The organism is Ramlibacter sp., assembly GCF_013697775.1.
In the GTDB taxonomy this organism is placed as follows: domain Bacteria; phylum Pseudomonadota; class Gammaproteobacteria; order Burkholderiales; family Burkholderiaceae_C; genus Ramlibacter.
The window spans coordinates 1-26112 of record NZ_JACCWG010000367.1 but is presented as its reverse complement, the minus strand read 5'-3'; the positions used below and the strand labels follow the sequence as shown (position 1 = coordinate 26112).

Sequence of the window (26112 nt, the reverse complement as noted above, 5' to 3'; positions counted from 1 at the left end):
CACGCGGCTGCGGCGGCGCCTGGGCAGCCACCAGCGGCGATGCCGGCGGGCGGCGGTAGCTGGTGGGCAGCTGCGAGGTCTGCGGATAGCCGGCCGCGTCCAGGAACTGCTGCCATTCGACGCTGGCGAAGCCCTTGAGCTGCTGGCTGCCGACGGTCAGCACGGGCAGCGAGGGCGCCGCGCCGATCAGGCGCTGCAGCGCGTCGATGTCCTCGCGTGAGCTCACCGTCTTTTCGCTGAAGGGAATGCCGCGCCCGCTCAGGTAGGTGCGGCCGCTGTCGCAGGGGCCGCAGTCCGGCTGCGTGTACAGCACCACCGGGTAGCGGCTGGCCGCGGCGCGCAGCTCGAACGGCAGGGAGCCGTTGCCGTCGTTGCCGGGCAGCGGCACCACCGGCGCCGTGCTGGCGCGCACGCCGGGGTCGGCGGGGGGACGATCGCTGAAGGTCACCTTGCCGTCGGGGCCGGTGATGCGGTAGATCGGCTGGGCGCCGGCGGGCACGCTCCACGCGGCGGCCAGCAGGCCCAGCCATCCGGCAACAACAAGCAGGCGCGCAGCAGGCATAGGGTCGCGAACTCCAGAAGGGCGTTGGTCGGGCGTCAAGCCATGCCCTGGTGGCGCAGCAGCGCGTCCAGCGTGGGCTCGCGCCCGCGGAATTCCTTGAAGGATTCCATCGCCGGCCGGCTGCCACCGACCTCCAGGATAGCTCGGCGGTATTTTCTCCCGGTTTCCACGCTCGGCAATCCGTCGTTACCAGAGGTTTCCTCGAAAGCGGCATAGGCGTCGGCGCTCAGCACCTCGGCCCACTTGTAGCTGTAGTAGCCTGCCGCGTAGCCGCCCGCGAAGATGTGGCTGAAGCTGTGCGCCGTGCGGCTGAAGGCCGGCGGCTGCAGCACCGAGATCTCGGCGCGCACGCGCGCCACCAGCGGCTGGATGTCGGCGGCCGGGTCTTGCTCGGAGTGCAGCAGCATGTCCACCAGCGAGAACTCGATCTGCCGCAGCGTCTGCAGCCCGCTCTGGAAGTTCTTGGCGGCCAGCATCTTGTCGAACAACGCGCGCGGCAGCGGCTCGCCAGTGTCCACATGCGCCGTCATGTGCTTGAGCACGCCCCATTCCCAGCAGAAGTTCTCCATGAACTGGCTGGGCAGCTCCACCGCGTCCCACTCCACGCCGCTGATGCCCGAGACGTCGCGCTCGTCCACCTGCGTCAGCATGTGGTGCAGTCCGTGGCCCGATTCGTGGAACAGCGTGATCACGTCGTCGTGCGTGAGCAGCGGCGGGCGGCCTTCCACGCCGTCGGCGAAGTTGCACACCAGGTGCGCCACCGGCGTCTGCAGCCGGCCGTCGTCGGGGCGCAGCCAGCGCGCGCGCACGTCGTCCATCCAGGCGCCGCCGCGCTTGCCGCTGCGCGCGGACGGGTCCAGGTAGAACTGGCCGACCAGCTGCGTCCCCTTGTGCGCCCCCTCCGGGTGCGGCCGCTCGATGCGGTAGAACTCCACCGAGGGGTTCCACACCGGCGCGTTGTCGCGGCGGATTTCCACCTCGAACAGCGTCTCGACGATCTTGAACAGGCCGGCCAGCACCTTGGGGCCGGTGAAGTACTGCTTGACCTCCTGCTCGCTGAAGGCGTAGCGCTCTTCCTTGAGCTTTTCGCCGATGTACGACCAGTCCCAGGCCTGCGGATCGGCCATGCCGAGCTTTTCGCCGGCGAAGGTGCGCATGTCGGCCACGTCGCGTTCCGCATAGGGGCGGGCGCGCCGCGCCAGGTCGCGCAGGAACTGGAGCACCTGCGCGGGCGACTCGGCCATCTTGGGCACCAGCGACACCTCGGAGAAGTTCTTGTAGCCGAGCAGCTGCGCTTCTTCCTTGCGCAGCGCCAGGATCTCGCCGATCAGCGGCGTGTTGTCGAAGCGCGGCTCGCCCTGGTCGCTGGCGCGCGTGACGTAGGCGCGGTACAGGCGTTCGCGCAAGGTGCGGTCGTGGCCGAACTGCATCACCGGCAAATACACCGGCATCTTCAAGGTGAGCTTGTGGCCGCTCTTGCCTTCGGCTTGCGCGGCCGCGCGCGCGGCCTGCACTACGTCCGGCGGCACGCCTGCCAGTTCGCTGTCGTCAGCGTACCAGGCGTAGGCATCGGTCGCGTCCAGCACGTGCTCGCTGAACTTCTGGCTGAGCTCCGCCTGGCGTTCCTGGATGCGGGCGAAACGCTCCTTGGCTTCGCCCTGCAATTCCGCGCCCGAGAGCACGAAGTTGCGCATGGCGTTCTTGTGCGCCTGGCGCCGCTCGGCGTTCAGCGTGGACGCATCGATGGCCTTGTACTTGGCGTACAGGCGCTCGTCGGCGCCCAGGCGGGTCCAGAACTCCGTGACCTTGGGCAGCGCGGCGTTGTAGGCGGTTCGCAGCTCCGGCGTGTCGGCCACGCCGTTGAGGTGGCTCACCACGCCCCAGGCGCGGCCCAGGTTCTCGGTCGCCACGTCCAGCACCTTGGCGATCGCTTCCCACTGCGCGGGGAAGTCGGGGGCGGTCACCGTTTCCAGCGCGCGGTCGGCCTGGGCGAGCAGTGCGTCCATCGCCGGGACGACGTGCTCAGGCTTGACCTGGTCGAACAGGGGAAGGTCGTGGAAGTCGAGGAGCGGGTTGGCGAGAAGCGGATTGGCGGGCAGCGGATTGGTCATCCACCGCATTTTGCGGCAGCGGCGCGCGTTTCAACGCCGTGCGGGCAACGGCGTGTTGCTCAGCCGCGGCCGGTGCGCTCAGCCGCGTCGATGGTGTTGGCCAGCAGCATGGCGCGCGTCATCGGGCCGACGCCGCCGGGCACCGGCGTGATCCAGCCGGCGACTTCCTTCACGCCGTCGAAATCGACGTCGCCGCAGAGCTTGCCTTCGTCGTTGCGATTCATGCCGACGTCGATGACCACCGCGCCGGGCTTGACCATGCCAGCGGTCAGCACGTTGCGCTTGCCCACCGCGGCGACCACCACGTCGGCCTGGCGCGTGAACGCGGCCAGGTCGGGCGTGCGGCTGTGGCACACCGTGACCGTGGCGTCCTTGGCCAGCAGCATCATGGCCATGGGCTTGCCGACGATGTTGCTGCGGCCGATCACCACCGCATGCTTGCCGCGCAGGTCGTAGCCGATGGATTCCAGCATCTTCATGCAGCCGTAGGGCGTGCACGGCCAGAAGCCGGGCTGGCCGACCATCAGCGCGCCGGCGCTGGCCACGTGGAAGCCATCCACGTCCTTGGCGGGCGAGATGGTTTCGATGACCTTGTGGCTGTCCATGTGCCTGGGCAGCGGAAGCTGCACCAGGATGCCGTGCACCGAGGCATCCGCATTCAGCGCGCGAATGCGCGCCAGCAGGGCGTCTTCCGTCATGTCCACCGGGTGGCGTTCCAGCGTGGCCTTCAGGCCGGTCTGCTCGCTGTCGGCGACCTTGTGCTTCACGTAGACCTGGCTGGCCGGGTCCTCGCCGACCAGCACGATCGCCAAGTGCGGCTGCACGCCGCGTGCCTTCAGGGCCGCGGTGCGGCCGGCGGCTTCGGCGCGGATCTGCTTGGCAAGCGCGTTGCCGTCGATGATTTGTGCGGTCATGGAAAGGAAATCAGGCTTTTGGCGCGTTCTGTCCCAGCGCGATCTTCAGCAGGTCGGCCACGGTGTTCGCGTTGAGCTTTTCCATGATGTTGGCGCGGTGCGCCTCCACCGTCTTGATGCTGATGCCCAGGTCGTCGGCGATCTGCTTGTTCAGGCGGCCGGCGACGATGCGTTCCAGCACCTGGGCCTCGCGCGAGGTCAGCTTGGACAACAGCGCGTCGCGGCTGGCGGCGCTCTGGAAGTCGGCGAAGGTGTCCTTGGCCCGCTCCAGCATGCGCTCGACCAGGCTCACCAGCTCGTCTTCCTTGAAGGGCTTCTGGATGAAATCCATGGCGCCCTTCTTCATGGTGTTCACCGCCATCGGCACGTCGCCGTGGCCGGTGATGAAGACGATGGGCAGCGGCGACTTGCGCTCCACCAGCCGGTCCTGCAGCTCCAGGCCGGTCATGCCGCCCATGCGGATGTCCACGATCAGGCAGGCCACTTCGCGCGGGTCGTAGCGGGCGAGGAAGGACTCGGCGGATTCGAAACAGCGCACCCGGTAGTCCTTGCCCTCCAGCAGCCACTGCAGCGAGTCGCGCACGGCCTCGTCGTCGTCCACGACGTACACCGTGCCCTTCTTGGGAATCAAGCTCATTGGTCAGTCTCCGCGCGCCGGAACCGGCAGTCGCCTGGGTGGCTCAGGCCACGATGCCCGTGTCCTTGCCGACTACAGAATTGATAGCAGAAGAGACCGGAATCCAAAAGGAAAACCGGCAGCCCACCACATCCGTGACATTGTAAATGTTCTCCGCCTGCATCCTGCCCTGGTGCGACTCCACGATGGTGCGGCACAGGTTCAGCCCGATGCCCATGCCTTCGGCCTTGGTGGAGAAGAAGGCTTCGTACAGGCGTTCCATCACTTCGGGCGCCAGGCCCTGGCCGGAGTCCAGCACCGAGAACTCCACCACCGGCTGCTCGTCGATGTCGCGCGGGATCACGCGCAGCTCCACGCTGCGGCGCGACACCGGCCGGCGCGCATGCTCGATCGATTCGGCCGCGTTCTTCAGCAGGTTGACCAGCACCTGCTCGATCAGGATCGGGTCCACCATCAGCCGCGGCAGCCGCGCGGCCACGTAGTGCGACAGGCGCACGTTGCGCCGGCGCAGCTCGATCTCGGCCAGCTCCACCGCCTCGTTGACCATCACCGCCACGTCGGACGGCGTGCGGTTGGGTTCGCTGCGCTTCACGAAGGAGCGGATGCGCTGGATGATCTGGCCGGCGCGCTGCGCCTGGCGCGCCGTTTTCTCCAGCGCCGCCAGCACGTCTTCCTCGGGGATCTGCCGCGCGCGGATGCGCGAGATCAGGCCGTTGCAGTAGTTCACGATGGCGGTGAGCGGCTGGTTCAGCTCGTGCGCCACGCTGGAGGCCATCTCGCCCATGGTGATCAGTCGGCTGGCCGACTGGGCGCGTTCGGCCTGCGCGGCCGACAGTTCCTCGGCGTGGCGGCGCGGCGTGATGTCGGTGGCGATCACCATCTGCGCGAGCCGGCCGTCCACCCAGTTGAGGTAGCGCGAGCGCACCTCGATCCACTTGCTCAGCTCGGGCACGTAGATCTCGGCGTGCTCCGACTGCGCCGAGGTCAGCGTGCCGGTCGGCAGGCCGACCAGCGAATCGACTTCGTCCATGCTCTCGCCGGTGGTGCGCCGCTGCTCCGGCACGCCGGCCTGCGCCACCATCTGCAGGTGGCCGTTGCCCAGGCCCCCGAACCACTGGCGGTACAGCTTGTTGGCGAACAGCAGTTCCTCGCTGCCCAGCGGCGTGACCGACACCGCGGCGTCCAGCGCCTCCAGCACGGTGGTGAAGCGCTCGTGCGCGGCCTGCAGCTGCTCGCGCACGCGGTTCGGCTCGGTGATGTCGGTCATCGAGGTCATCCAGCCGCTCTGGTGCCCCTTGGCGTCGACCAGCGGCGACACGTACAGGCGGGCGTCGAACAGCGTGCCGTCCTTGCGCTTCACGCGCGTCTGGATGCCGCCGGGCGAGGCGCGGCCGTGCAATTCGTCCTGCAGCCGCGCGCTCAGCATGTCGCGGTCCTCGTCCGGCCAGTAGGAGAAGGGCGGGGTGCAGCCGACCAGCTCGTTCTCCTCCCAACCGGTCATCTGGCAGAAGGCCGCGTTCACGTAGGTGATGCGCGCGTTCAGGTCGAGCGCGCGCATGCCGGTGAGCATGGAGTTCTCCATCGCCCGGCGGAAGTTGGTTTCGCGGATCAGCGCCTGCTGCGCCTGCATGCGCCGCCGCGTGTGGCGCCAGTTGGCCACCAGCATCCACGCCGTCATGGTGGACAGCGCGATCACCAGCCAGAACAGGCCGCTGCCGATCACGCCCAGCGAGGTGCGGTAGGCCTGCGCGCGCAGCACCAGGCCGTTGCCCACCGGCGAGACCGGCACCTCGTATTCGTTGGGCTGCGCCGCCGCCCACGGCAGCAGCTGCGTGGCCGGGTTGCGCGCCGGCACGGTGGCGCCGGCCAGCACGCGGCCCTTGCCATCGAGCAGGGCCACCGCGTACTTGGCCGACACGTCGGCCGGCACCGCATAGCGCAGCAGGCCGTCGATGGAGTACTCGCCCAGGATCACGCCGCCGAAGCGGCCCTGCTCGGACAGCGGCACGTGCAGCTGCAGCAGGCCGGAGCTGTCGGGCCCCGCGGCCGGCTGCGAATACACCGGCTGCTGCAGGTCGCGCGCCAGGCCGTAGATGACGTCGGTCTCGCCCGCGCGCAGCGTCTCGCCGGGCGCGCGCTGCTGCGGCGCGCTCAGGCTGGGCGCGGCGTAGCTGGCGCGGATGCGGCGGCGCTCGTCGATCCAGGTCAGCGCCTGCAGCTCCGGGTACTGCACCACCATGGCTTCGCTGCGGCCGGAGAACTCCTCGGCGTCGACCTCCTTGTTGGAGATGTCGCGCGCGATGCGCATGATCTGCTCCTGCCGCTCCAGCAGGCGCAGCCGCACGCGCTGCTGCGCGTATTCCACGTCGCGCTTGATCGCTTCCTGCTCGCGGTCGATCTCTTCCAGCCGCAGGTACCAGAAGGCCGAGACGATGGCCGCCAGGAACAGCAGCACCGCCGCCAGCGGCGCCAGCATGGCGAAGCGGTCCTGCCGGGTCGGGGTCTGGCGGCGCCACCAGAGGCGCCACACCCGGGGTGCGGGCGCGAGCGTGTCCGGCAGCAGTTCGGACGCGGGAGAGTCTTGCATCGCGACAGTGTAGGTGCTGCAAATGGCCGGGCCGCGCTGCTGCGCAGCATCAATAAACCACATCGTGGAATGACAAAGCACCATTTGAAATGACCTTGGAAACATGCGACACTCGCCCCGCAAACGGGATGCCCGTACTAAATTCCCCAAGAGAACACAGGAGACAAGACGATGTCAGCTCAGCCCGACAACCTGTTCGGCTCGGCCGCCAATGACGCGGACGCCCAGGAAACCCGCGAGTGGATCGACGCGCTGTCGGCCGTCATCGCGGCCGAGGGCCGCGAGCGCGGCCACTTCCTCATCGAGCAGTTGCTCGAGCAGGCGCGGCAGGAGGGCATCGACCTGCCGTTCTCCGCCACCACCGGCTACGTCAACACCATCGAGCCGCAGGACGAGGAGCGCTGCCCCGGCAACCTGGAAATGGAAGAGCGCCTGCGCGCCTACATGCGCTGGAACGCGATGGCGATGGTGGTCAAGGCCAACCGCCTGCACCCGGCCGACGGCGGCGACCTGGGCGGGCACATCAGCTCCTTCGCCTCGCTGGCCACCATGTTCGGCGCCGGCTTCAACCACTTCTGGCATGCCGAGACGCCCGAGCACGGCGGCGACTGCCTCTACATCCAGGGCCACAGCTCGCCGGGCATCTACGCCCGCGCCTTCCTGGAAGGCCGCATCAGCGAGGAGCAGCTGCTGAACTTCCGCCAGGAAGTGGAGGGCAAGGGCCTGTCGAGCTACCCGCATCCGAAGCTGATGCCCGAGTTCTGGCAGTTCCCCACGGTGTCCATGGGCCTGGGCCCGCTGATGGCGATCTACCAGGCGCGCTTCCTGAAGTACCTGCACGCGCGCGGCATCGCCGACACCTCCGGGCGCAAGGTCTGGGCCTTCCTGGGCGACGGCGAGATGGACGAAGTGGAGTCGCTGGGCGCCATCGGCGTGGCGGCGCGCGAGAAGCTGGACAACCTGATCTTCGTCGTCAACTGCAACCTGCAGCGGCTGGACGGGCCGGTGCGCGGCAACGGCAAGATCATCCAGGAGCTGGAAGGCGAATTCCGCGGCGCCGGCTGGAACGTGATCAAGCTGGTCTGGGGCAGCTACTGGGACCCGCTGCTGGCGCGCGACAAGGAAGGCGTGCTGCGCAAGATCATGATGGAGACGCTGGACGGCGACTACCAGGCCATGAAGGCCAACGACGGCGCCTACGTGCGCAAGAACTTCTTCGGCCGCCATCCCAAGGCGCTGGAGATGGTCGCGAAGATGAGCGACGAAGACATCTGGCGCCTCAACCGCGGCGGCCACGATCCGCAGAAGGTGTATGCGGCCTACCACCGCGCGGTCAGCCACAAGGGCCAGCCCACGGTGCTGCTGATCAAGACGGTGAAGGGCTTCGGCATGGGCAAGTCGGCCGAAGGCAAGAACATCGCGCACCAGGCCAAGAAGCTGACCGACGAGGACATCCGCACGTTCCGCGACCGCTTCAACATCCCGATTCCCGACGAGAAGCTGGCCGACATCCCGTTCTACAAGCCCGAGGAACACACCCCGGAGATGCAGTACCTGCACGAGCGCCGCAAGGCGCTGGGCGGCTACCTGCCCAAGCGCCGCGCCAGGGCCGACGAGCAGCTGAAGGTGCCCGAGCTGCCGGCCTTCCAGGCCGTGCTGGAGCCCACCGCCGAAGGCCGCGAGATCTCCACCACGCAGGCCTACGTGCGCTTTTTGACGGTGCTGCTGCGCGACAAGGAACTGGGCCCGCGCATCGTGCCGATCCTGGTGGACGAGGCGCGCACCTTCGGCATGGAAGGCCTGTTCCGCCAGATCGGCATCTACAACCCCGATGGGCAGAAGTACACGCCGCAGGACCGGGACCAGGTTTCCTACTACAAGGAAAACGTGGACGGCCAGATCCTGCAGGAAGGCATCAACGAAGCGGGCGGCATGGCCAGCTGGATCGCCGCGGCCACCAGCTACAGCACCAGCAACCGCATCATGGTGCCGTTCTACATCTACTACTCGATGTTCGGCCTGCAGCGCGTGGGCGACCTGTGCTGGGCGGCCGGCGACATGCAGGCGCGCGGCTTCCTGCTGGGCGGCACCTCGGGGCGCACCACGCTGAACGGCGAAGGCCTGCAGCACGAGGACGGCCACAGCCACGTGCTGGCCGCCACCATTCCCAACTGCGTGAGCTACGACCCGAGCTTCGCGCACGAGGTGGCGGTGATCATGCAGCACGGCATGAAGCGCATGGTGGAGCAGCAGGAGAACGTCTTCTACTACATCACGCTGCTCAACGAGAACTACCCGATGCCCGGCCTGAAGCCCGGCACCGAGGAGCAGATCGTCAAGGGCATGTACCTGCTGCAGGAGGGCGCAAACGGGCTACCGAAGGGCCCCTCCGGATCCGCGCCGCGCGTGCAGCTGCTGGGCAGCGGCACCATCCTGCGCGAATCGGTGGCGGCGCAGGCCCTGCTGGAAAAGGACTGGGGTGTGTCGGCCAACGTGTGGAGCTGCCCGAGCTTCAACGAACTGGCGCGCGACGGCCAGGACTGCGAGCGCTTCAACCTGCTGCATCCCACCGGCAAGGCGCGCGTGCCCTTCGTCGCGCAGCAACTGGACAAACACCCCGGCCCGGTGGTTGCATCCACCGACTACATCAAGGCCTACACCGAGCAGATCCGCGCGTACATCCCCAAGGGGCGGACCTACAAGGTGCTGGGCACGGACGGCTTCGGCCGCAGCGATTTCCGCAGCCGCCTGCGCGAGCACTTCGAGGTCAACCGGCACTACATCGTGGTCGCCGCGCTGAAGGCGCTGGCCGAGGAGGGCACCGTGCCCGCCGCCAAGGTCGCCGAGGCCATCAAGAAGTACGGCATCCGCACCGACAAGGTGAATCCGCTTTACGCGTGACAATCGCGCACACGCGCATTTCCGACGAAAAAAGAAACCGCCCAGCCAAGGGCACCCGGAGAACAACAAGATGGCACAGGTCGAAGTGAAGGTCCCCGACATCGGCGACTTCAAGGATGTCGGCGTGATCGAGCTGCTGGTCAAGCCCGGCGACACGGTCAAGGCGGAGCAGTCGCTCGTCACGGTGGAGTCGGACAAGGCCTCGATGGAGATCCCGTCGAGCCATGCTGGCGTGCTGAAGGAACTGCGCGTCAAGCTGGGCGACAGGATTTCGGAAGGCTCGGTGCTGGCGGTGATCGAGGTGGCGGAGGCTGCGCCTGCATCCGCTCGGGCTGAGCCTGTCGAAGCCCCGGCCAGCCCCTCACCCCAGCCCTCTCCCCAGAGGGGCGAGGGAGGAAGTCCGGCTCCTGCACCGTCTCCCTCTCCCGCTCTGGCGGGAGAGGGCCGGGGTGAGGGTGGGCCCGTCGAGGTCCGCGTTCCCGACATCGGCGACTTCAAGGACGTGACCATCATCGAACTGCTAGTCAAGCCGGGCGACAGCGTGCAGCTGGAGCAGTCGCTCATCACCGTGGAGTCGGACAAGGCGTCGATGGAGATTCCCTCGTCGGCCGCTGGCGTGGTGAAGGAGCTGAAGGTCAAGATCGGCGACAAGATCAATGTGGGGGATCTGGTGGCGGTGGTGCAGGGGACGGGTGCCCCGTCCGGGCGGGCTGAGCCTGGATCCGTTCGGGCTGAGCCTGTCGAAGCCTACGCTAGCCCCTCACCCCAGCCCTCTCCCCAGAGGGGCGAGGGAGAAAGTCCGGTTCAGGCGGGAGAGGGTCGCGTTCCCCCCACCGTCGCCCTGCCTCCCCACGAACCCGTCACCCCCAGCGGCAAGCTCCCCCATGCCTCGCCCTCGGTGCGCAAGTTCGCGCGCGAGCTCGGCGTGCCGCTGGAGGAAGTGAAGGGCTCCGGGCCCAAGGGCCGCATCACGCACGAAGACGTGCAGGGATTCACCAAGGCCGTGATGGCGGGTGAGCTGCGCACGCAGGCAGCCGCGGCGAAAGCGCCTGCAGGCGGCGGCGAGGCGCTGGGCCTGCTGCCCTGGCCCAAGGTGGATTTCGCGAAGTTCGGGCCGGTGGAGCGCAAGCCGCTGGCGCGCATCAGGAAGATCAGCGGCGCCAACCTGCACCGCAACTGGGTGATGATTCCGCACGTCACCAACCACGACGATGCCGACATCACCGAGCTGGAAGCGTTGCGTGTGCAGCTCAACAAGGAAAACGAGAAGAGCGGCATCAAGGTCACGATGCTCGCCTTCCTCATCAAGGCCTGTGTCTCCGCGCTGAAGAAATTCCCCGATTTCAACAGCTCGCTCGACGGCGAAGAGCAGGTGCTGAAGAACTACTGGCACATCGGCTTCGCGGCCGACACGCCCAACGGCCTCATGGTCCCGGTGCTGAAGGACGCGGACAAGAAGGGCGTGCTGGCCATCAGCCAGGAAATGGGCGAGCTGGCGAAGAAGGCCCGCGACGGCAAGCTCGGCCCTGGCGACATGTCAGGAGCGACATTCACAATTTCTTCGCTCGGCGGTATTGGGGGAACTTATTTCACCCCGATCATCAACGCGCCGGAAGTCGCTATCCTTGGCGTCTGCAAAAGCCGGACGCAGCCGGTGTGGGACGGCAAGCAGTTCCAACCCAGGCTCATCCTGCCGCTGTCGCTGTCGTGGGACCACCGTGTCATCGACGGCGCATCGGCAGCCCGGTTCAATGTGTACCTGGGGCAGATCCTGGCGGACTTCCGCCGCGTGCTCCTCTAAGGAAAAGAAGAAACAACAGAGGTTTATGACAACAGTCGTTGTGGTGAAAAAAGCGGGGCAGATCGCAATCGCTGCCGATACCCTGGTGACATTCGGCGATACCCGCCTCGCGCACCGCTTCGAGGACAACACGAAGATCTTCAAGGTGGAGACCGACGACGGCCCGAGCTACATCGGCATGGCCGGCACCGTCGCGCACTTCCCGGTGTTGCGCAAGGCCATGGGTTCCATGCCGCGCGAGATCCTCAAGCTCTGCAGCAAGGATGACGTGTTCGACACCTTCACCAAGCTGCATCCGTACCTCAAGGACAACTTCTTCCTGCAGACCAAGGAAGAGGACAGCGACCCGTACGAGTCCAGCCAGTTCAGCGTGGTGATCGCCAACGCCAGCGGCATCTACGGCCTGTACAGCTACCGCGAGGTGTTCGAGTTCAAGGAGTTCTGGGGCATCGGCTCGGGCCGCAGCTTCGCGCTGGGCGCCATGCATGCGTTGTATGCGCGCGCCAAGACCGCGCGCGAGGTCGCCGAAGCCGGCATCGCCGCCGGCTGCGAGTTCGACCGCAACTCGGCCACGCCATTCGACGTGTTCACCCTCAAAGCGAAAGAAAAATAAATGGGCACCCCGACGGAAGTGAAAGTCCCCGACATCGGGGACTTCAAGGACGTGGCCATCATCGAGCTGCTGGTGAAGCCCGGCGACAGGATCAAGGCCGAGCAGTCGCTCCTCACCGTGGAGTCGGACAAAGCGTCCATGGAAATCCCGTCGAGCCATGCGGGGGTGCTGAAGGAGTTGCGCGTCAAGCTCGGGGACAAGATCTCGCAGGGGTCGGTAATCGCGGTGGTGGAGACGGCGGATGCGCCGTCCGTTCGGGCTGAGCCTGCGCCCGTTGGGGCTGGGCCTGTCCCCGTTCGGGCTGAGCCTGTCGAAGCCCCTCGTCCAGCGGCAAGCCCTTCGACAAGCTCAGGGCGAACGGAGACTGGCGGCGAGTTCGACTGCGACATGCTCGTCCTCGGCGCCGGTCCCGGCGGCTACTCCGCCGCTTTCCGCGCCGCCGACCTCGGCATGAAGGTCATCCTGGTCGAGCGCTACGCAACGCTGGGCGGTGTGTGCCTCAACGTCGGCTGCATCCCGTCGAAAGCGCTGCTGCACGTCGCCGCTGTGATGGACGAGGTCAGCCATTTCGAAGCGCTTGGCGTGAGCTTCGGCAAGCCGGCAATCGATCTCGCCAAGCTGCGTGCGCACAAGAGCAAGGTGGTGGGCAAGCTCACCGGCGGCCTGACGGCGATGGCCAAGATGCGCAAGGTGACGGTGGTGCGCGGCAACGGCCAGTTCGTCGACCCGCACCGCATCGAGGTCGAGGAAACCAGCGGCGACGCGCAGCAGGGCACCGGCAAGAAGCAGACCATCAGTTTTCGCAACTGCATCATCGCCGCTGGTTCGCAAGCCGTGCACCTGCCGTTCCTGCCGCAGGACGAGCGCATCGTCGACTCCACCGGCGCGCTGGAACTGAAGACGATTCCGAAACGCATGCTCATCCTGGGCGGCGGCATCATCGGCCTGGAGATGGGCACGGTTTACTCCACCCTCGGCGCGCGGCTCGACGTCGTGGAAATGCTCGACGGCCTGATGCAGGGCGCCGACCGCGACCTGGTGCGCGTGTGGCAAAAGATGAACGCGCCGCGCTTCGACAACATCATGCTCAAGACCAAGACGGTCGGCGGCGAAGCCACGAAGGACGGCATCCTGGTGCGCTTCGAAGGCGAGCAGGCGCCGAAGGAGCCACAGCTGTACGACCTGGTGCTGCAGGCCGTGGGCCGCGTGCCCAACGGCAAGAAGATCGGCGCCGACAAGGCGGGCGTCACCGTCACCGACCGCGGCTTCGTCCCGGTGGACGTGCAGATGCGCACCAACGTGCCGCACATTTACGCCATCGGCGACATCGTCGGCAACCCCATGCTCGCGCACAAGGCGGTGCACGAAGGCCACGTGGCGGCGGAAGCCGCAGCCGGCGAGAAGTCGACCTTCGACGCGCGCGTGATCCCGAGCGTGGCCTACACCGATCCCGAGGTGGCCTGGGTTGGCCTCACCGAGGACCAGGCCAAGGCGCAGGGCATCGCCGTCAAGAAGGGCCACTTCCCGTGGAGCGCGTCGGGCCGGGCCATCGCCAACGGCCGCGACGAGGGCTTCACCAAGCTGCTGTTCGACGCCGAGTCGCACCGCATCCTGGGTGGCGGCATCGTGGGCACGCACGCCGGGGACATGATCGGCGAGGTCGCGCTGGCCATCGAGATGGGCGCGGACGCCGTCGACATCGGCAAGACCATCCATCCGCACCCCACGCTGGGCGAGAGCATCGGCCTGGCGGCGGAGATCGCGCACGGCACCTGCACCGACGTGCCGCCGCCGCGCAGGTAACGCGCGGGGAAACACCGAGCATCGGGCGGCTGCGGCGAGCCAAGAATGCATGGGTCTTCGCAAGGACCCACGCATGACCCTCATCTCCCGCCGCACCTTCCAGCGCGGCCTGGCGGCCGGCGCCGCCGCCGTCGCGCTGCCTTCGCTCGCGCAGCCCGCCTGGCCGAACAAGCCGATCCGCATCATCGTGCCCTACACGCCGGGCGGCTTCACCGACAACATGGCGCGCATCGTGCAGATCGGTTTGCAGAACCGTCTGCAGCAGACCGTCACGGTGGACAACAAGCCTGGCGCCAACAGCATCATCGGCGTGGACGCGCTGGCCAAGGCGCCGGCCGATGGTTCAACCTTCGCCGTCGTGATCGCGGCCTACGCGGCCAACACCACGCTGTACCCCAAGCTGCCGTACGACCCGCGCAAGGACCTCGCGGGCATGGCGCTGATCGGCGTCTCGCCGCTGCTGGCCGCGGTGAACAACGACGCGCCGTTCAAGACCGCGCGCGAGATGGTCGACTACGCGCGCCGCTACCCTGGCAAGGTGAGCTTCGGCTCGTCGGGCAACGGCTCGGCCGCGCACCTGACCAGCGAGCTGTTCAAGGCGATCACCAGGACCTACATGGTCCACATCCCATACCGGGGCGCGGCGCCTGCATTGACCGACCTCATTGGCGGGCAGATCCAGCTGTTCTTCGACGCGGCCTCGGGCCTCATCCAGCCCGGCAAGCAGGGCCGTGTGCGGCTGATCGGCGTGTCGCACGACAAACGGCTGCCTGCCGCGCCAGAGGTGCCGACCTTCATCGAGCAGGGCTTCGCCGGCTTCATGGGCAGCACCTGGGCCGGCATGCTGGCGCCGGCAGCCACGCCGAAGGAGATCGTGCGGCGCATGGCCGACGAGGTCACGCGTATCGTGCGCAGCGACGAGACGCACGCGCGCCTGGACGGCATGGGGACCTTCGCGGGTGGAGGCACGCCGGAGGAATTCGATGCGTTCGTGTCGGCCGAGACTGCGAAGTGGGCGAAGGTGATCAAGGATGCGGGGGTGAAACCGGACTGACCGGTACGTGCTTACCTTGACCACGCGGCAAAGCCGCACGCGGGCGGGCCGTGTCGCGCGGACAAGGCGACCGGCGGCTTTGCCGCCGGCAGACCTGAGGCGGTTGGACGGACGGCAGCGCGGCGGAACTCACTTCGCGTTTGCAAAGCAAACGCTGCGTTCAAACAGCCGCCGTGAGTCAGTCAACGAAGCGCGCTTTGCGCGCCTGCCACCCGACCAATCACCTCAGGCGCCCTGTCCAACTGCGCGACACGGCCCGCCCGCATGCGGTTTTGTTGTGACGATGTTGGCGCGCCACCGGTGGCGTGCCTCCATGGGGGCTGTCGCGGCAGGCGGCGCCCGGCGTGGGCGATTTCTGCGGTGGCTGTGGTGATCGGGTTGGAGCCGGAAAAAATTGGGGTCAGATTCCAATTTCGCTGCGTCGCATGGCGACGCAGCGAGGGCCTGCAAAAGCAGGCCGGCGAAATTGGAATCTGACCCCAATTTTTTATCGTGAACTGACTCGCGGGCGCCGCAGTATGAGCCCATGCCGGGCACCGCCTGCCGCGACGCGCGGCGCAGCTCAGGGTCGAGCGGCTTGTTGCTGCTGCGCCAAAGCCTCGCCGCTCAAAACACGCCGCGCCCCATCGAAGCGGCGGGCCCAGTAGGAGCTACCCATGTCTTCCACGCGCACCTGGGCGCCCGGCTTGGGCGAGTGGATGAACTTGCCGTCGCCGACATAGATGCCGACGTGGCTGAAAGCCTGGCGCAAGGTGTTGAAGAACACCAGGTCGCCCGGCTTCAGGTCGTTCTTGTCGATCTGCTGTGTGGCGGCAGCCTGCTCGTTGGCGCGGCGCGGCAGGATCAGGCCCACCGTCTGCTCGTACATGGCTTTGACAAAGCCGCTGCAATCGAAACCGGTGTCGGCGGAGTTGCCGCCGCGGAGGTAGGGAACACCCAGGAAACCCATGGCGTTGAAGACCAGCTCGGAGGCCCGGTCCGCGACCGCGCCGGCCTTGCCGGCCACCTGGCCCGCGACGTTCTGGCGCACCTGGTCCAGCCGCTGCAGCAGGCCCTTGTCGGCCAGGAAACGGCCGACGTCGTCTTCGGCGGAGGTGGGCGGGGCGGCGTGGGCGCCGATCATGCTGATCGATGCGCAAACGGCCACAAGCCAAGTGCTGAGCCTTACTGACATGGGCGCGCAGCTTAGCACGGCACCTGTGTTCTGGTGAAGAATCGCACAATGAAAACGCCTCGAATTTCCCCGCTCTCGCGCCTTGTCGCGACAGCCGTGCTGGCCTGTGCGACAGCCGGTGCGTTCGCGCAGTCCGTGCGGCCGCAGACCGTGGCCAGCGGCCTCGACCATCCCTGGTCCGTCGCCTTCCTGCCGCAGGGCGGCTACATCGTCACCGAGCGGCCGGGCCGCATGCGCGTGGTGTCGGCCGACGGCAAGCCGGGCGCGCCGCTGGCCGGCGTGCCCGAGGTGGCAGCGCGCGGGCAGGGCGGCCTGCTCGATGTGGTGCTGGACTCCGACTTCGCGCGTAGCCGCGTGCTGTACTTCTGCTTCTCGCAGCCGGGCGAGGGCGGCAACAGCACGGCGCTGGCGCGCGCGACGCTGGCGGCCGACAACGCACGGCTGCAAGAAGTACGGGTGATCTTCAGCCAGAAGCCCAAGTTCGCGAGCAACCAGCATTTCGGCTGCCGCATCGCCGAAGCGCGCGACGGCACGCTGTTCCTCACGCTGGGCGAGCGCTTCAGCCGCAAGGAGGATGCGCAGACGCTGGACAACCACCACGGCAAGATCGTGCGCGTGAACAAGGACGGCTCGGTGCCCAAGGACAACCCGTTCGTGAACCGCGCCGGCGCGCTGCCCGAGATCTGGAGCTATGGCCACCGCAACGCGCAGGGCGGGGCGCTGGCGCCGGACGGCACGTTCTGGATGCACGAGCACGGCCCGCAGGGTGGCGACGAGGTCAACGTGCCGCAGGCCGGAAAGAACTACGGCTGGCCGGTGATCACCTATGGCGAGAACTACGGCGGCGGCAGGATCGGCGAAGGCCTCACCGCCAAGGCCGGCATGGAGCAGCCGGTGCACTACTGGGTGCCGTCGATCGCGCCCTCGGGCATGGCATTTCTCACCAGCGACCGCTATGGCGCGGCACTGAAGGGCAACCTGTTCGTCGGCTCGCTGAAGTTCGGCTATGTGGCGCGGCTGGAGCTCGACGGGCGCAAGGTGGCGCGCGAAACGAAATTCGCCGAGATCGGGGGGCGCGTGCGCGACGTGCGGCAGGGGCTGGACGGCTTGCTCTACGTGCTCACCGACGAAGCCGACGGCAAGCTGCTGCGGCTGGTGCCCTGATCAGGGCTTCACGAGTCCCTTGCGCACGGCATACAGCGTGAGGCTGGCGATGTCGTTCAGCCGCAGCCGCTCCATGATGCGCGCGCGGTGCACGTCCACCGTCTTCGGCGACAGGCCCAGCTCGTAAGCGATTTCCTTGGAGGCGCGGCCCTGCGCGATGAGCTTGAGAATTTCCACCTGGCGGTGCGTGAGCTCGTCGTCCACCGTGGGCTCGGAAGGCTGCAGCAGCCGCTGCGCGATGGCCGGGCTGAAGTAGCTGCCGGTCGCCATCACGCTGCGCAGCGCCTGCTCCAGCTCGAACGGCGGCGCATCCTTCATCAGGTAGCCGCAGGCGCCGTTGGCCACCGCGCGCTTGACGAAGTCCACCGTGTCGTACATCGACAGCACCAGCATGCGCACTTGCGGATGGCGCCCGTGGATTTCCGCGATGGCGGTGATGCCGTCCATGCCCGGCATGGAAATGTCGGTCATCACCACGTCGGGCGAGAGGCTCTCCACCAGCTTGACCAGCTCGGCGCCGTCGCGCGCCTCCGCGATCACCTGCACGCCTTCCACCATGCCAAGCAGCGCCTTGATGCCCGAGCGGACCAGGTCATGGTCGTCGGCGAGCACCACGCGGATGGGTTTGGACGCGTCGTTGGGTTTCATTGGGGGGTCTCCTCCGAGAGCAGCTTTTTCGTTCGAACTACAGGATGGCCCGGATGGCGACGCCGCGCCCGGGAGATGTGCGAATGTGCAGCCGGCCGCCGGCGAGTTCCGTTCGCTCGATCATCGAATACAGACCGATGTTCCGCTCGCTCGGCTGGCCGTCCAGCAGGTTTGCCTTGTCGAAGCCGACGCCGTCGTCCACCACCAGAACGCCGATGCGGCCCTGCGCCAGAAAGCGCAGGCGCACCGCGATGTAGGTGGCTTTGGCGTGGCGCAGGATGTTGGTCAGCGCCTCCTGCACCAGCCGCATGGCGACAGCGGCGGTTTCGCCCAGCGTGGCGGGTTCGGTCCCGCGCGAGGTGACGGTAAAGGCCAGGCCGGCCGGCTCGGCGATGCGCTGCACCGCGGACTGCACGGCCGCCACCAGGCCCAGCAAATCCAGTTGGGCCGGACGCAGCGAGAACGACAGCGTCTTCAGCTGCGAGACGGCGCCGTTGGCCATCTCCATGGCGATGTCGTTGTACCGGCGCGCGGCGTCGGCATCCGGCGCGCGCTGCGCGGCATGCAGGTGGATCACCACGCCGGTCAGCGTCTGGCCGAGCTGGTCGTGCAGCTCGCGCGAGATCAGCGAGCGTTCGCGCTCCTGCGCCACCACCAGCCTTGCCGACAGCTTCTTCAGACGCCGGTAGGCGGCTTCGAGCTCGCGGTCCAGCCGTTCCTTGTCGAGCAGGCGCTGGCGCTCGTTCATCACGCGCTCGATGATCTGCGGCAGCGTGCCCAGCTTGTCCTTGGTAAGGTAGTCCTTCGCGCCGCAGCGCAGCACGTGCACCGCGGCTTCCTCGCCGATGGCGCGCGTCACCACCACCATCGGCGTGCTGGCGCGCCGCGCCACCAGGATCTGCAAGGCGGCATAGGGCGAGAAGCGCGGCATGTTGAAGTCGCACAGCACGACGTCGAATTCCTGCTGCAGAGCTTCGACGAAGCTGCCGGCGTCGTCCACGCGGTGCAGCGCGTACTCGCGCTGCGGGTCGGCGCGTTCGAGCGCGATGGCCATCAGCTCCACGTCGTCGGGGTTGTCCTCGACGCACAGCAGCCGGATGGTCTGGGTGCTGGCGGTTGGAGAGTGGGCTGACATGTGTATCTAAGCGTTCGGCGAAAGTTTAGCGCCGCCTCGGGCGTAAATCCTTAAACCGCTAAGCCAATTTCCTAAGCCGGGCGTACCGATTTGCTTAATGGCTACGCGGCCGTGCGTGGTTTCATTCCCTCACACATGCGCAGCAGCATCAAGCGCGAGGAGCAAGCACCATGAATCCCGCATTCGAATCGACGGCCGTTTTGGATGAGCACCCCGCCCGCGCCCTGCGCCTGCCGACGTGGGCGCCGCGCTTCCTGCACGCCACGTCGGCGCTGCTGGCCGTGGTGGCGCTGGGCCTGGTGGCCGCGGCGATGCTGCTGGCATACCGCCAGCAGGCGCTGTCCAGCGGCGCTCTGGTGTGCGCGCTGGTCGCGCTGGGCCTGCTGCGCGGCGCCCGCTCGGCGCAATTGCACATCGCGGCCGGGCGCGACCTGGTGGACGAGGCGACCCAGCTCTACAACCCGCGCGGCTTTGCCGAATGCGGCGGCGAGATTTTGCGCATCGCACGCGCGGCGAAGCGGCCGGTCAGCCTGGTGGTGCTGGACTTCAACGACATGGTGGAAGTGCGCCACATCTATGGGCGCGAGATCAGCTGCAAGTTGCTGGCGCGCGTGGTGCGCAAGCTGGAGACCCTGGCCGGCAGCCAGGGCATCGCCGCGCGCATGGACCGCGCGCAGTTCGCCGTGGTGCTGCCGGGCGTGGACCGCGAGCGCGCGCAGGCCGCGGTGCACCGCGTGCTGGGGCGGCCCTGCCGGGTGGAGTTCGACGCCGGCGACAGCGAGATCGTGCTGGTGCCTGACGTGATGGCCGAAACCGCCGCGCCCGACGTGGAAACCATCGAAGAGCTGCATGCCGAAGTGCTGCACGGCCTGATGGAGATGCGCTCGCGCGAGATGCGCCGCCAGCATTACCTGCAGCGCGAACGCGAGCGGCATTCACGGCCGATGGGCCTGTCGCCGTCGTTCAGCGGCCACGCCCCGGATGCGTTTGCGCGGCCGGCGGCGGCGCCGGTCGAGCCGACCCTGCCGGTGGCGCTGCAGGAAGAGCTCTGAGCTTCTTGGGCCAATAATCGGGCATTCGAAGGAATGCCCATGCTGCTGGACCGCGACGAATCCCAACTTGTGCTGGTGGACTACCAGCAACGCCTGATGCCCGCCATCCACGAGGGCGAGCGCGTGCTCGCCAATGCCGTGCGGCTGGCGCGCGTCGCCGGGCTGCTGCGGATTCCGGTCTGGGCCACCGAGCAGAACCCGCAGGGTCTGGGGCCGCTGGTGCCGGAACTGGCGGAATCGGTGCAACTGGCCGCGCCGGCCCTGCCCAAGATGAGCTTCAGCGCCGTTGGCGTGCTGGAACCGAAGCTGCGGCCACCCGCGCGCGCCGCCGGCGGCAACGCGCGCAGCCTGCCCAAGCGTCTGCAGAAAACCGTGCCCGCTGCCGCCGGCCCCGAGCGCGCGACGCTGGTGCTGGCCGGCTGCGAGGCGCACGTGTGCCTGCTGCAGACCGCGCTGGAACTGCTGGAGGCAGAGTGGGACGTCTGGGTGGTGACCGACGCCTGCGGCTCGCGCACCGAGCGCAACCGCGACGCCGCCTTCGACCGCCTGGCATCGGCTGGCGCGGAGCTGGTGACCACCGAGATGGTGGCCTTCGAGTGGCTGCGCACTGCCGAGCACCCGCGCTTCAAGGACGTCTTGAGCCTGGTCAAGTAGCGCGGCGCGGCCCGCAGGAGACGAACCCATGAACTACGCCGACTTCCACCGCCGCTCCATCGAAGACCGCGACGCCTTCTGGCGCGAGCAGGCACAGCTGATCGAATGGAACAGGCAGCCCGACCAGATCTGCGACGACAGCAACCCGCCGTTCGCGCGCTGGTACGTGGGCGGGCAGACCAACCTGTGCCACAACGCGGTGGACCGGCACCTGCCCGAGCGCGCCGCGCAGGCGGCGCTGATCTATGTGTCCAGCGAAACCGGTGTCGAAAAAACCTACAGCTTCGGCGAGCTGCATGCCGAGGTGCAGCGCATGGCCGCCATCCTGCTCGCGCAGGGCGTGGGCCGCGGCGACCGCGTGCTGGTCTACATGCCGATGGTGCCCGAAGCGGTGTTCGCCATGCTGGCCTGCGTGCGCATCGGCGCCATCCATTCGGTGGTGTTCGGCGGCTTTGCCTCGCACTCGCTGGCCACCCGCATCGACGACGCGGCGCCCAAGCTGGTGGTGAGCGCCGATGCCGGCTCGCGCGCCGGCAAGGTCATGCCCTACAAGCCGCTGCTGGACGAGGCGATCCGCCTGTCGGCGCACAAGCTCGCGGCGGTGCTGCTGGTCGACCGGGGCCTGGCGCCGATGGAGCGCGTGGCGGGCCGCGACCTGGATTACGCGGAACTGCGCGCGCGGCACATCGACGCGCAGGTGCCCTGCACCTGGGTGGAAGCCACCGACCCGAGCTACATCCTCTACACCAGCGGCACTACCGGGAAACCGAAGGGCGTGCAGCGCGACACCGGCGGCTACACGGTGGCGCTGGCAGCGAGCATGCGGCACATCTTCCAGGGCCGCCCGGGCGAAACCTTCTTCCTGACCAGCGACGTCGGCTGGGTGGTGGGCCACAGCTACGTGGTCTACGGCCCGCTGATCGGCGGCATGGCGACCATCATGTACGAGGGCGTGCCGATCCGGCCCGACGCGGGCATCTGGTGGAGCCTGGTGGAGAAGTACAAGGTGACGGTGATGTTCTCCGCGCCCACCGCGATCCGCGTGCTGAAGAAGCACGATCCGGCCTTCCTGAAGAAATACGACCTGTCCAGCCTGCGCACCCTGTTCCTGGCCGGCGAGCCGCTGGACGAGCCGACCGCGCAGTGGATTTCCCAGGGCATCGGCAAGCCGATCATCGACAACTACTGGCAGACCGAAACCGGCTGGCCGATCCTGGCGGTGTGCAACGGGGTGGAGACCACCCGCAGCAAATTCGGCAGCCCCGGCAAGGCGGTGTACGGCTACGACGTGAAGCTGCTGGACGAGGCCACCGGCGAGGAACTGACCGAGGCCGGCCGAAAGGGTGTGCTGGCGATCGAGGGGCCGCTGCCGCCCGGCTGCATGCAGACGGTGTGGGGCGACGACGCGCGCTACGTGACTACCTACTGGAAGAGCATCCCGGGCAGGCTGGTGTACAGCACCTTTGACTGGGGCACCCGCGACGCGGACGGCTACATCTTCATCCTGGGCCGCACCGACGACGTGATCAACGTGGCCGGCCACCGCCTGGGCACGCGCGAGATCGAGGAAAGCATCGCCAGCCATCCTAACGTGGCCGAAGTGGCGGTGGTGGGCGTGGCCGATCCGCTGAAGGGCCAGGTCGCCATGGCCGTCGCCGTGGCCAAGGACGCGAGCGGCCTCACTGACGAAGCCGCGCGGCGCAAGCTCGAAGGCGAGGTGATGAAGCTGGTGGAGCAGCAGCTGGGTGCGGTGGCCCGGCCGGCGCGCGTGTGCTTCGTCTCGGTGCTGCCCAAGACGCGCAGCGGCAAGCTGGTGCGCCGCGCCATCCAGGCGGTCTGCGAGGGCCGCGACCCGGGCGACGTGACCGCCATCGAGGACCCCGCGGCTCTGCAGCAGCTCAAGGATGTGGTAGCGGGTTAACCCGGGCGGGGGGATACAATCCGCAACGCAACCTCACGGGCATGGGCCCGCGTCGCATCCGCCAGCCGGTCCAGCCGTGTCGCGGAGGTTCCTGGCAACAGCTAATGTTCCCTTCAGGGGAACGGAAAGTAGCGCACACATGAGTGGTGACCGCAGCTCCGTCTACACGGCCTATCAGGGCAATTCCTATCTCTTCGGCGGCAACGCGCCCTATGTCGAGGAGATGTACGAAAACTACCTCGCCAATCCCGGCAGCGTCCCCGACGCCTGGCGCGACTACTTCGACGCGCTGCAGCACGTGCCCGCCGTCGACGGCAGCAACGCCAAGGATGTGCCCCACCTGCCGGTGGTCAGCGCCTTCGCCGACCGCGCCAAGCGCGCGCTGCCGGCGGCCCAGCCGGGTTCGGCCGACTCCGAGAAGGCACGCAAGCGCACTGCGGTGCAGCAGCTCATCGCCGCCTACCGCAACGTCGGCTGCCGCTGGGCCGACCTCGACCCGCTCAAGCGCACCGAGCGCGAAAAGATCCCCGAGCTGGAGCCGTCGTTCTACGGCTTCAGCGATGCCGACCAGGAAGCGGTGTTCAACACCAGCAACACCTTCTTCGGCAAGGAGAGCATGACGCTGCGCGAGCTGATGAACGCGCTGCGCGAAACCTACTGCGGCACCATCGGCGCCGAGTACATGTACATCAGCGACCAGGCGCGCAAGCGCTGGTGGCAGCAGAAGCTGGAGTCGATCCGCTCCAAACCCAACTTCCCGGCCGACGAGAAAAAGCACATCCTCGACCGCCTGACCGCCTCCGAGGGCCTCGAGCGCTTCCTGCACACCCGCTACGTCGGCCAGAAGCGGTTCTCGCTGGAAGGCGGCGAGAGCTTCATCGCCTCGATGGACGAGCTGATCCAGCAGGCCGGCGCGCAGGGCGTGCAGGAGATCGTGATCGGCATGGCCCACCGCGGCCGCCTGAACGTGCTGGTCAACACCCTGGGCAAAAGTCCCAAGGACCTGTTCTCCGAGTTCGAGCACACCGCCAAGGAAGACCTGCCGTCCGGCGACGTGAAGTACCACCAGGGCTTCAGCTCCGACGTCACCACCCCCGGCGGCCCGGTGCACCTGAGCCTGGCGTTCAACCCCTCGCACCTGGAAATCGTCAACCCGGTGGTGGAGGGTTCCGTCAGGGCCCGGATGGACCGCCGCGCCGACCCGCAGGGCAAGCAGGTGCTGCCGGTGCAGGTGCACGGCGACGCGGCCTTCGCCGGCCAGGGCGTGGTGATGGAGACGCTGGCGCTGGCCGAAACGCGCGGCTACTTCACCGGCGGCACGGTGCACATCGTCATCAACAACCAGATCGGCTTCACCACCTCGGACCCGCGCGACAGCCGCTCCACGCTGTACTGCACCGACGTGGTCAAGATGATCGAGGCGCCTGTCGTCCACGTGAACGGCGACGACCCTGAAGCCGTGGTGCTGGCCACCCGGCTGGCGCTGGAATACCGCATGGAGTTCGCCAAGGACGTGGTGCTGGACATCGTGTGCTTTCGCAAGCTCGGCCACAACGAGCAGGACACGCCCTCGCTCACCCAGCCGCTGATGTACAAGAAGATCGCGGCCCACCCCGGCACGCGCAAGCTGTACGCCGACAAGCTGTCCGCGCAGGGCCTGGGCGAGACGCTGGGCGACGACATGGTCAAGGCCTACCGCGCCGCCATGGACGCCGGCAAGCACACGGTGGACCCGGTGCTGACCAACTTCAAGAGCAAGTACGCGGTCGACTGGAGTCCCTACCTCGGCAAGAAGTGGACCGACGCGGCCGACACCGCCATTCCCACGGCCGAGTGGAAGCGGCTGGCCGAGCGCATCACCACCGTGCCGGCCGGCGTGGCGGTGCACCCGCTGGTCAAGCGCGTGCTGGACGACCGCGCCGCCATGGGCCGCGGCGAGGCCAGCGTGGACTGGGGCATGGGCGAGCACATGGCGCTGGCCTCGCTGGTGGCCAGCGGCTACCCGGTGCGCCTGTCCGGCGAAGATGTGGGCCGTGGCACCTTCACCCACCGCCACGCCGTGCTGCACGACCAGAATCGCGAGCGCTGGGACGTCGGCAGCTACATCCCGCTGCAGAACGTGGCCGATAACCAGGCGCCGTTCGTCTGCATCGACTCCATCCTCTCGGAAGAAGCGGTGCTGGGTTTCGAGTACGGCTATGCCTCCAACGACCCCAACACCCTGGTGGTGTGGGAAGCGCAGTTCGGCGACTTCGCCAACGGCGCGCAGGTGGTGATCGACCAGTTCATCGCTTCGGGCGAAGTGAAGTGGGGCCGCGTCAACGGCATCACGCTGCTGCTGCCGCACGGCTACGAAGGCCAGGGCCCGGAGCACAGCTCGGCGCGGCTGGAGCGCTTCATGCAGCTGTCGGCCGACACCAACATCCAGGTGGTGCAGCCCACCACGGCCAGCCAGATCTTCCACGTGCTGCGCCGCCAGATGATCCGCCCGCTGCGCAAGCCGCTGATCGTCATGACGCCCAAGTCGCTGCTGCGCAACAAGGACGCGACCTCGCCGCTGTCGGAGTTCACCAAGGGTGGCTTCCAGACGGTGATTCCGGAGCACAAGGACCTCAAGGCCGACAAGGTCAAGCGCGTGGTCATGTGCTCGGGCAAGGTCTATTACGACCTGGCGAAGAAGCGCGAAGAAAAGGGTGCCGACGACGTGGCCATCCTGCGGGTGGAGCAGCTGTACCCGTTCCCGCACAAGGCGTTCGCCGCCGAGCTGAAGAAGTACCCGAACCTGTCCGACCTGGTGTGGTGCCAGGACGAGCCGCAGAACCAGGGCGCGTGGTTCTTCATCCAGCACAACATCCACGAGAACATGCAGCCGGGCCAGAAGCTGGGCTATGCCGGCCGCGCCGCCTCGGCCTCGCCGGCGGTCGGCTATGCGCACCTGCATGTGGAGCAGCAGAAGGCGCTGGTCGAGGCCGCCTTCGGCAAGCTCAAGGGCTTCGTGCTCACCAAGTAACGTGGATGCAGGGCCCGGCACTGCGCTGCCGGGCCTTGGCGCGTGCACACAAGAACAATCTCTAGGAACAGAACAATGGCTATCGTTGATGTGAAGGTCCCGCAACTGTCGGAATCGGTGGCGGAAGCGACCCTGCTGCAATGGAAGAAGAAGCCCGGTGACACCGTGGCGATCGATGAAACCCTGATCGAGATCGAGACCGACAAGGTGGTGCTGGAAGTGCCGGCGCCAGCGGCCGGCGTGCTGTCCGAGCTGGTGATCGCCGACGGCGGCACCGTGACGGCCGACCAGGTGATCGCGAGGATCGACACCGAAGGCAAGGCCGCCGCGGCCGCGCCGGCGCCCGCCGCGCAAGCTGCCGCACCCGCGGC

Annotated in this window: 19 protein-coding genes; 11 read left to right on the top strand and 8 right to left on the bottom strand. The window is 67.7% G+C overall.

Going from position 1 to position 26112, the window contains the following annotated elements; genetic code table 11:
* From H0U68_RS18565 to H0U68_RS18545, 5 genes are all read right to left on the bottom strand, one after another.
* Positions 1–562: DUF4124 domain-containing protein (locus tag H0U68_RS18565; RefSeq protein ID WP_296358290.1), on the bottom strand; the 562-nt coding region annotated here is incomplete at its 3' end.
* A gap of 35 nt (positions 563–597) precedes the next feature.
* The gene (locus H0U68_RS18560) at positions 598–2673 is read right to left on the bottom strand and encodes a M3 family metallopeptidase (protein ID WP_296358288.1); all 2076 of its coding nucleotides are present in this window, start codon (positions 2671–2673) and stop codon (positions 598–600) included.
* Positions 2674–2732: 59 nt separating this feature from the next.
* Positions 2733–3587 carry a bifunctional methylenetetrahydrofolate dehydrogenase/methenyltetrahydrofolate cyclohydrolase FolD gene (gene folD / locus H0U68_RS18555; protein WP_296358286.1) on the bottom strand — a complete coding sequence of 285 codons (855 nt, stop codon included), beginning with the start codon at positions 3585–3587 and terminating at the stop codon, positions 2733–2735.
* 10 nt (positions 3588–3597) lie between these two features.
* The gene (locus H0U68_RS18550) at positions 3598–4224 is read right to left on the bottom strand and encodes a response regulator transcription factor (RefSeq protein ID WP_296358284.1); all 627 of its coding nucleotides are present in this window, start codon (positions 4222–4224) and stop codon (positions 3598–3600) included.
* 43 nt (positions 4225–4267) lie between these two features.
* On the bottom strand, positions 4268–6811 hold the full coding sequence (locus H0U68_RS18545; protein WP_296358282.1) for a PAS domain S-box protein: 2544 nt from the start codon (positions 6809–6811) through the stop codon (positions 4268–4270).
* Positions 6812–6982: 171 nt separating this feature from the next.
* On the opposite strand from H0U68_RS18545, the gene aceE reads away from it, so the two are divergent.
* The 5 genes from aceE (at position 6983) to H0U68_RS18520 (ending at position 14983) form a co-directional block, all read left to right on the top strand.
* On the top strand, positions 6983–9712 hold the full coding sequence (aceE, locus tag H0U68_RS18540; protein WP_296358280.1) for a pyruvate dehydrogenase (acetyl-transferring), homodimeric type: 2730 nt from the start codon (positions 6983–6985) through the stop codon (positions 9710–9712).
* 70 nt (positions 9713–9782) lie between these two features.
* Positions 9783–11513, top strand: a complete 1731-nt coding sequence (gene aceF / locus H0U68_RS18535) for a dihydrolipoyllysine-residue acetyltransferase (protein WP_296358279.1) — start codon at positions 9783–9785, stop codon at positions 11511–11513.
* Positions 11514–11538: 25 nt separating this feature from the next.
* Positions 11539–12126, top strand: a complete 588-nt coding sequence (locus H0U68_RS18530; RefSeq protein ID WP_296358276.1) for an MFS transporter — start codon at positions 11539–11541, stop codon at positions 12124–12126.
* Entirely contained in the window at positions 12127–13929 is a 1803-nt protein-coding gene (lpdA, locus tag H0U68_RS18525) for a dihydrolipoyl dehydrogenase (protein ID WP_296358274.1), read from the top strand.
* Positions 13930–14002: 73 nt separating this feature from the next.
* Positions 14003–14983, top strand: a complete 981-nt coding sequence (locus H0U68_RS18520; RefSeq protein ID WP_296358272.1) for a tripartite tricarboxylate transporter substrate binding protein — start codon at positions 14003–14005, stop codon at positions 14981–14983.
* A gap of 562 nt (positions 14984–15545) precedes the next feature.
* Here H0U68_RS18520 and H0U68_RS18515 read toward each other — a convergent pair.
* Positions 15546–16106: a C40 family peptidase gene (locus H0U68_RS18515; RefSeq protein WP_296358270.1), complete on the bottom strand. Its 561-nt coding sequence runs from the start codon at positions 16104–16106 to the stop codon at positions 15546–15548.
* Between the two features lie 99 nt (positions 16107–16205).
* Between H0U68_RS18515 and H0U68_RS18510 the strand changes: the two genes are divergently transcribed.
* Complete coding sequence (locus tag H0U68_RS18510) at positions 16206–17321, top strand: PQQ-dependent sugar dehydrogenase (protein ID WP_296358268.1); 1116 nt, start codon at positions 16206–16208, stop codon at positions 17319–17321.
* Here the strand turns inward: H0U68_RS18510 and H0U68_RS18505 are convergent, their stop codons facing one another.
* Both H0U68_RS18505 and H0U68_RS18500 read right to left on the bottom strand, forming a co-directional pair.
* Positions 17322–17969 carry a response regulator transcription factor gene (locus tag H0U68_RS18505; RefSeq protein ID WP_296358266.1) on the bottom strand — a complete coding sequence of 216 codons (648 nt, stop codon included), beginning with the start codon at positions 17967–17969 and terminating at the stop codon, positions 17322–17324.
* Between the two features lie 37 nt (positions 17970–18006).
* Positions 18007–19104 (bottom strand): response regulator, encoded by a 1098-nt coding sequence (locus H0U68_RS18500; RefSeq protein ID WP_296358264.1) that lies wholly within the window; start codon positions 19102–19104, stop codon positions 18007–18009.
* Positions 19105–19274: 170 nt separating this feature from the next.
* Here H0U68_RS18500 and H0U68_RS18495 point away from each other — a divergent pair, with 170 nt between their 5' ends.
* The 5 genes from H0U68_RS18495 to H0U68_RS18475 form a co-directional block, all read left to right on the top strand.
* Positions 19275–20156 carry a diguanylate cyclase gene (locus tag H0U68_RS18495; protein ID WP_296358262.1) on the top strand — a complete coding sequence of 294 codons (882 nt, stop codon included), beginning with the start codon at positions 19275–19277 and terminating at the stop codon, positions 20154–20156.
* A 39-nt stretch (positions 20157–20195) separates the two neighbouring features.
* A complete protein-coding gene (locus H0U68_RS18490; RefSeq protein WP_296358260.1) occupies positions 20196–20810 on the top strand; it encodes an isochorismatase family protein in 615 nt (204 codons plus the stop codon).
* A 28-nt stretch (positions 20811–20838) separates the two neighbouring features.
* Entirely contained in the window at positions 20839–22731 is a 1893-nt protein-coding gene (locus tag H0U68_RS18485; protein WP_296358258.1) for a propionate--CoA ligase, read from the top strand.
* A 139-nt stretch (positions 22732–22870) separates the two neighbouring features.
* Complete coding sequence (locus H0U68_RS18480) at positions 22871–25741, top strand: 2-oxoglutarate dehydrogenase E1 component (protein ID WP_296358256.1); 2871 nt, start codon at positions 22871–22873, stop codon at positions 25739–25741.
* A 75-nt stretch (positions 25742–25816) separates the two neighbouring features.
* A partial coding sequence (locus H0U68_RS18475; RefSeq protein ID WP_296358255.1) for a biotin/lipoyl-containing protein occupies positions 25817–26112 on the top strand: 296 nt, incomplete at its 3' end.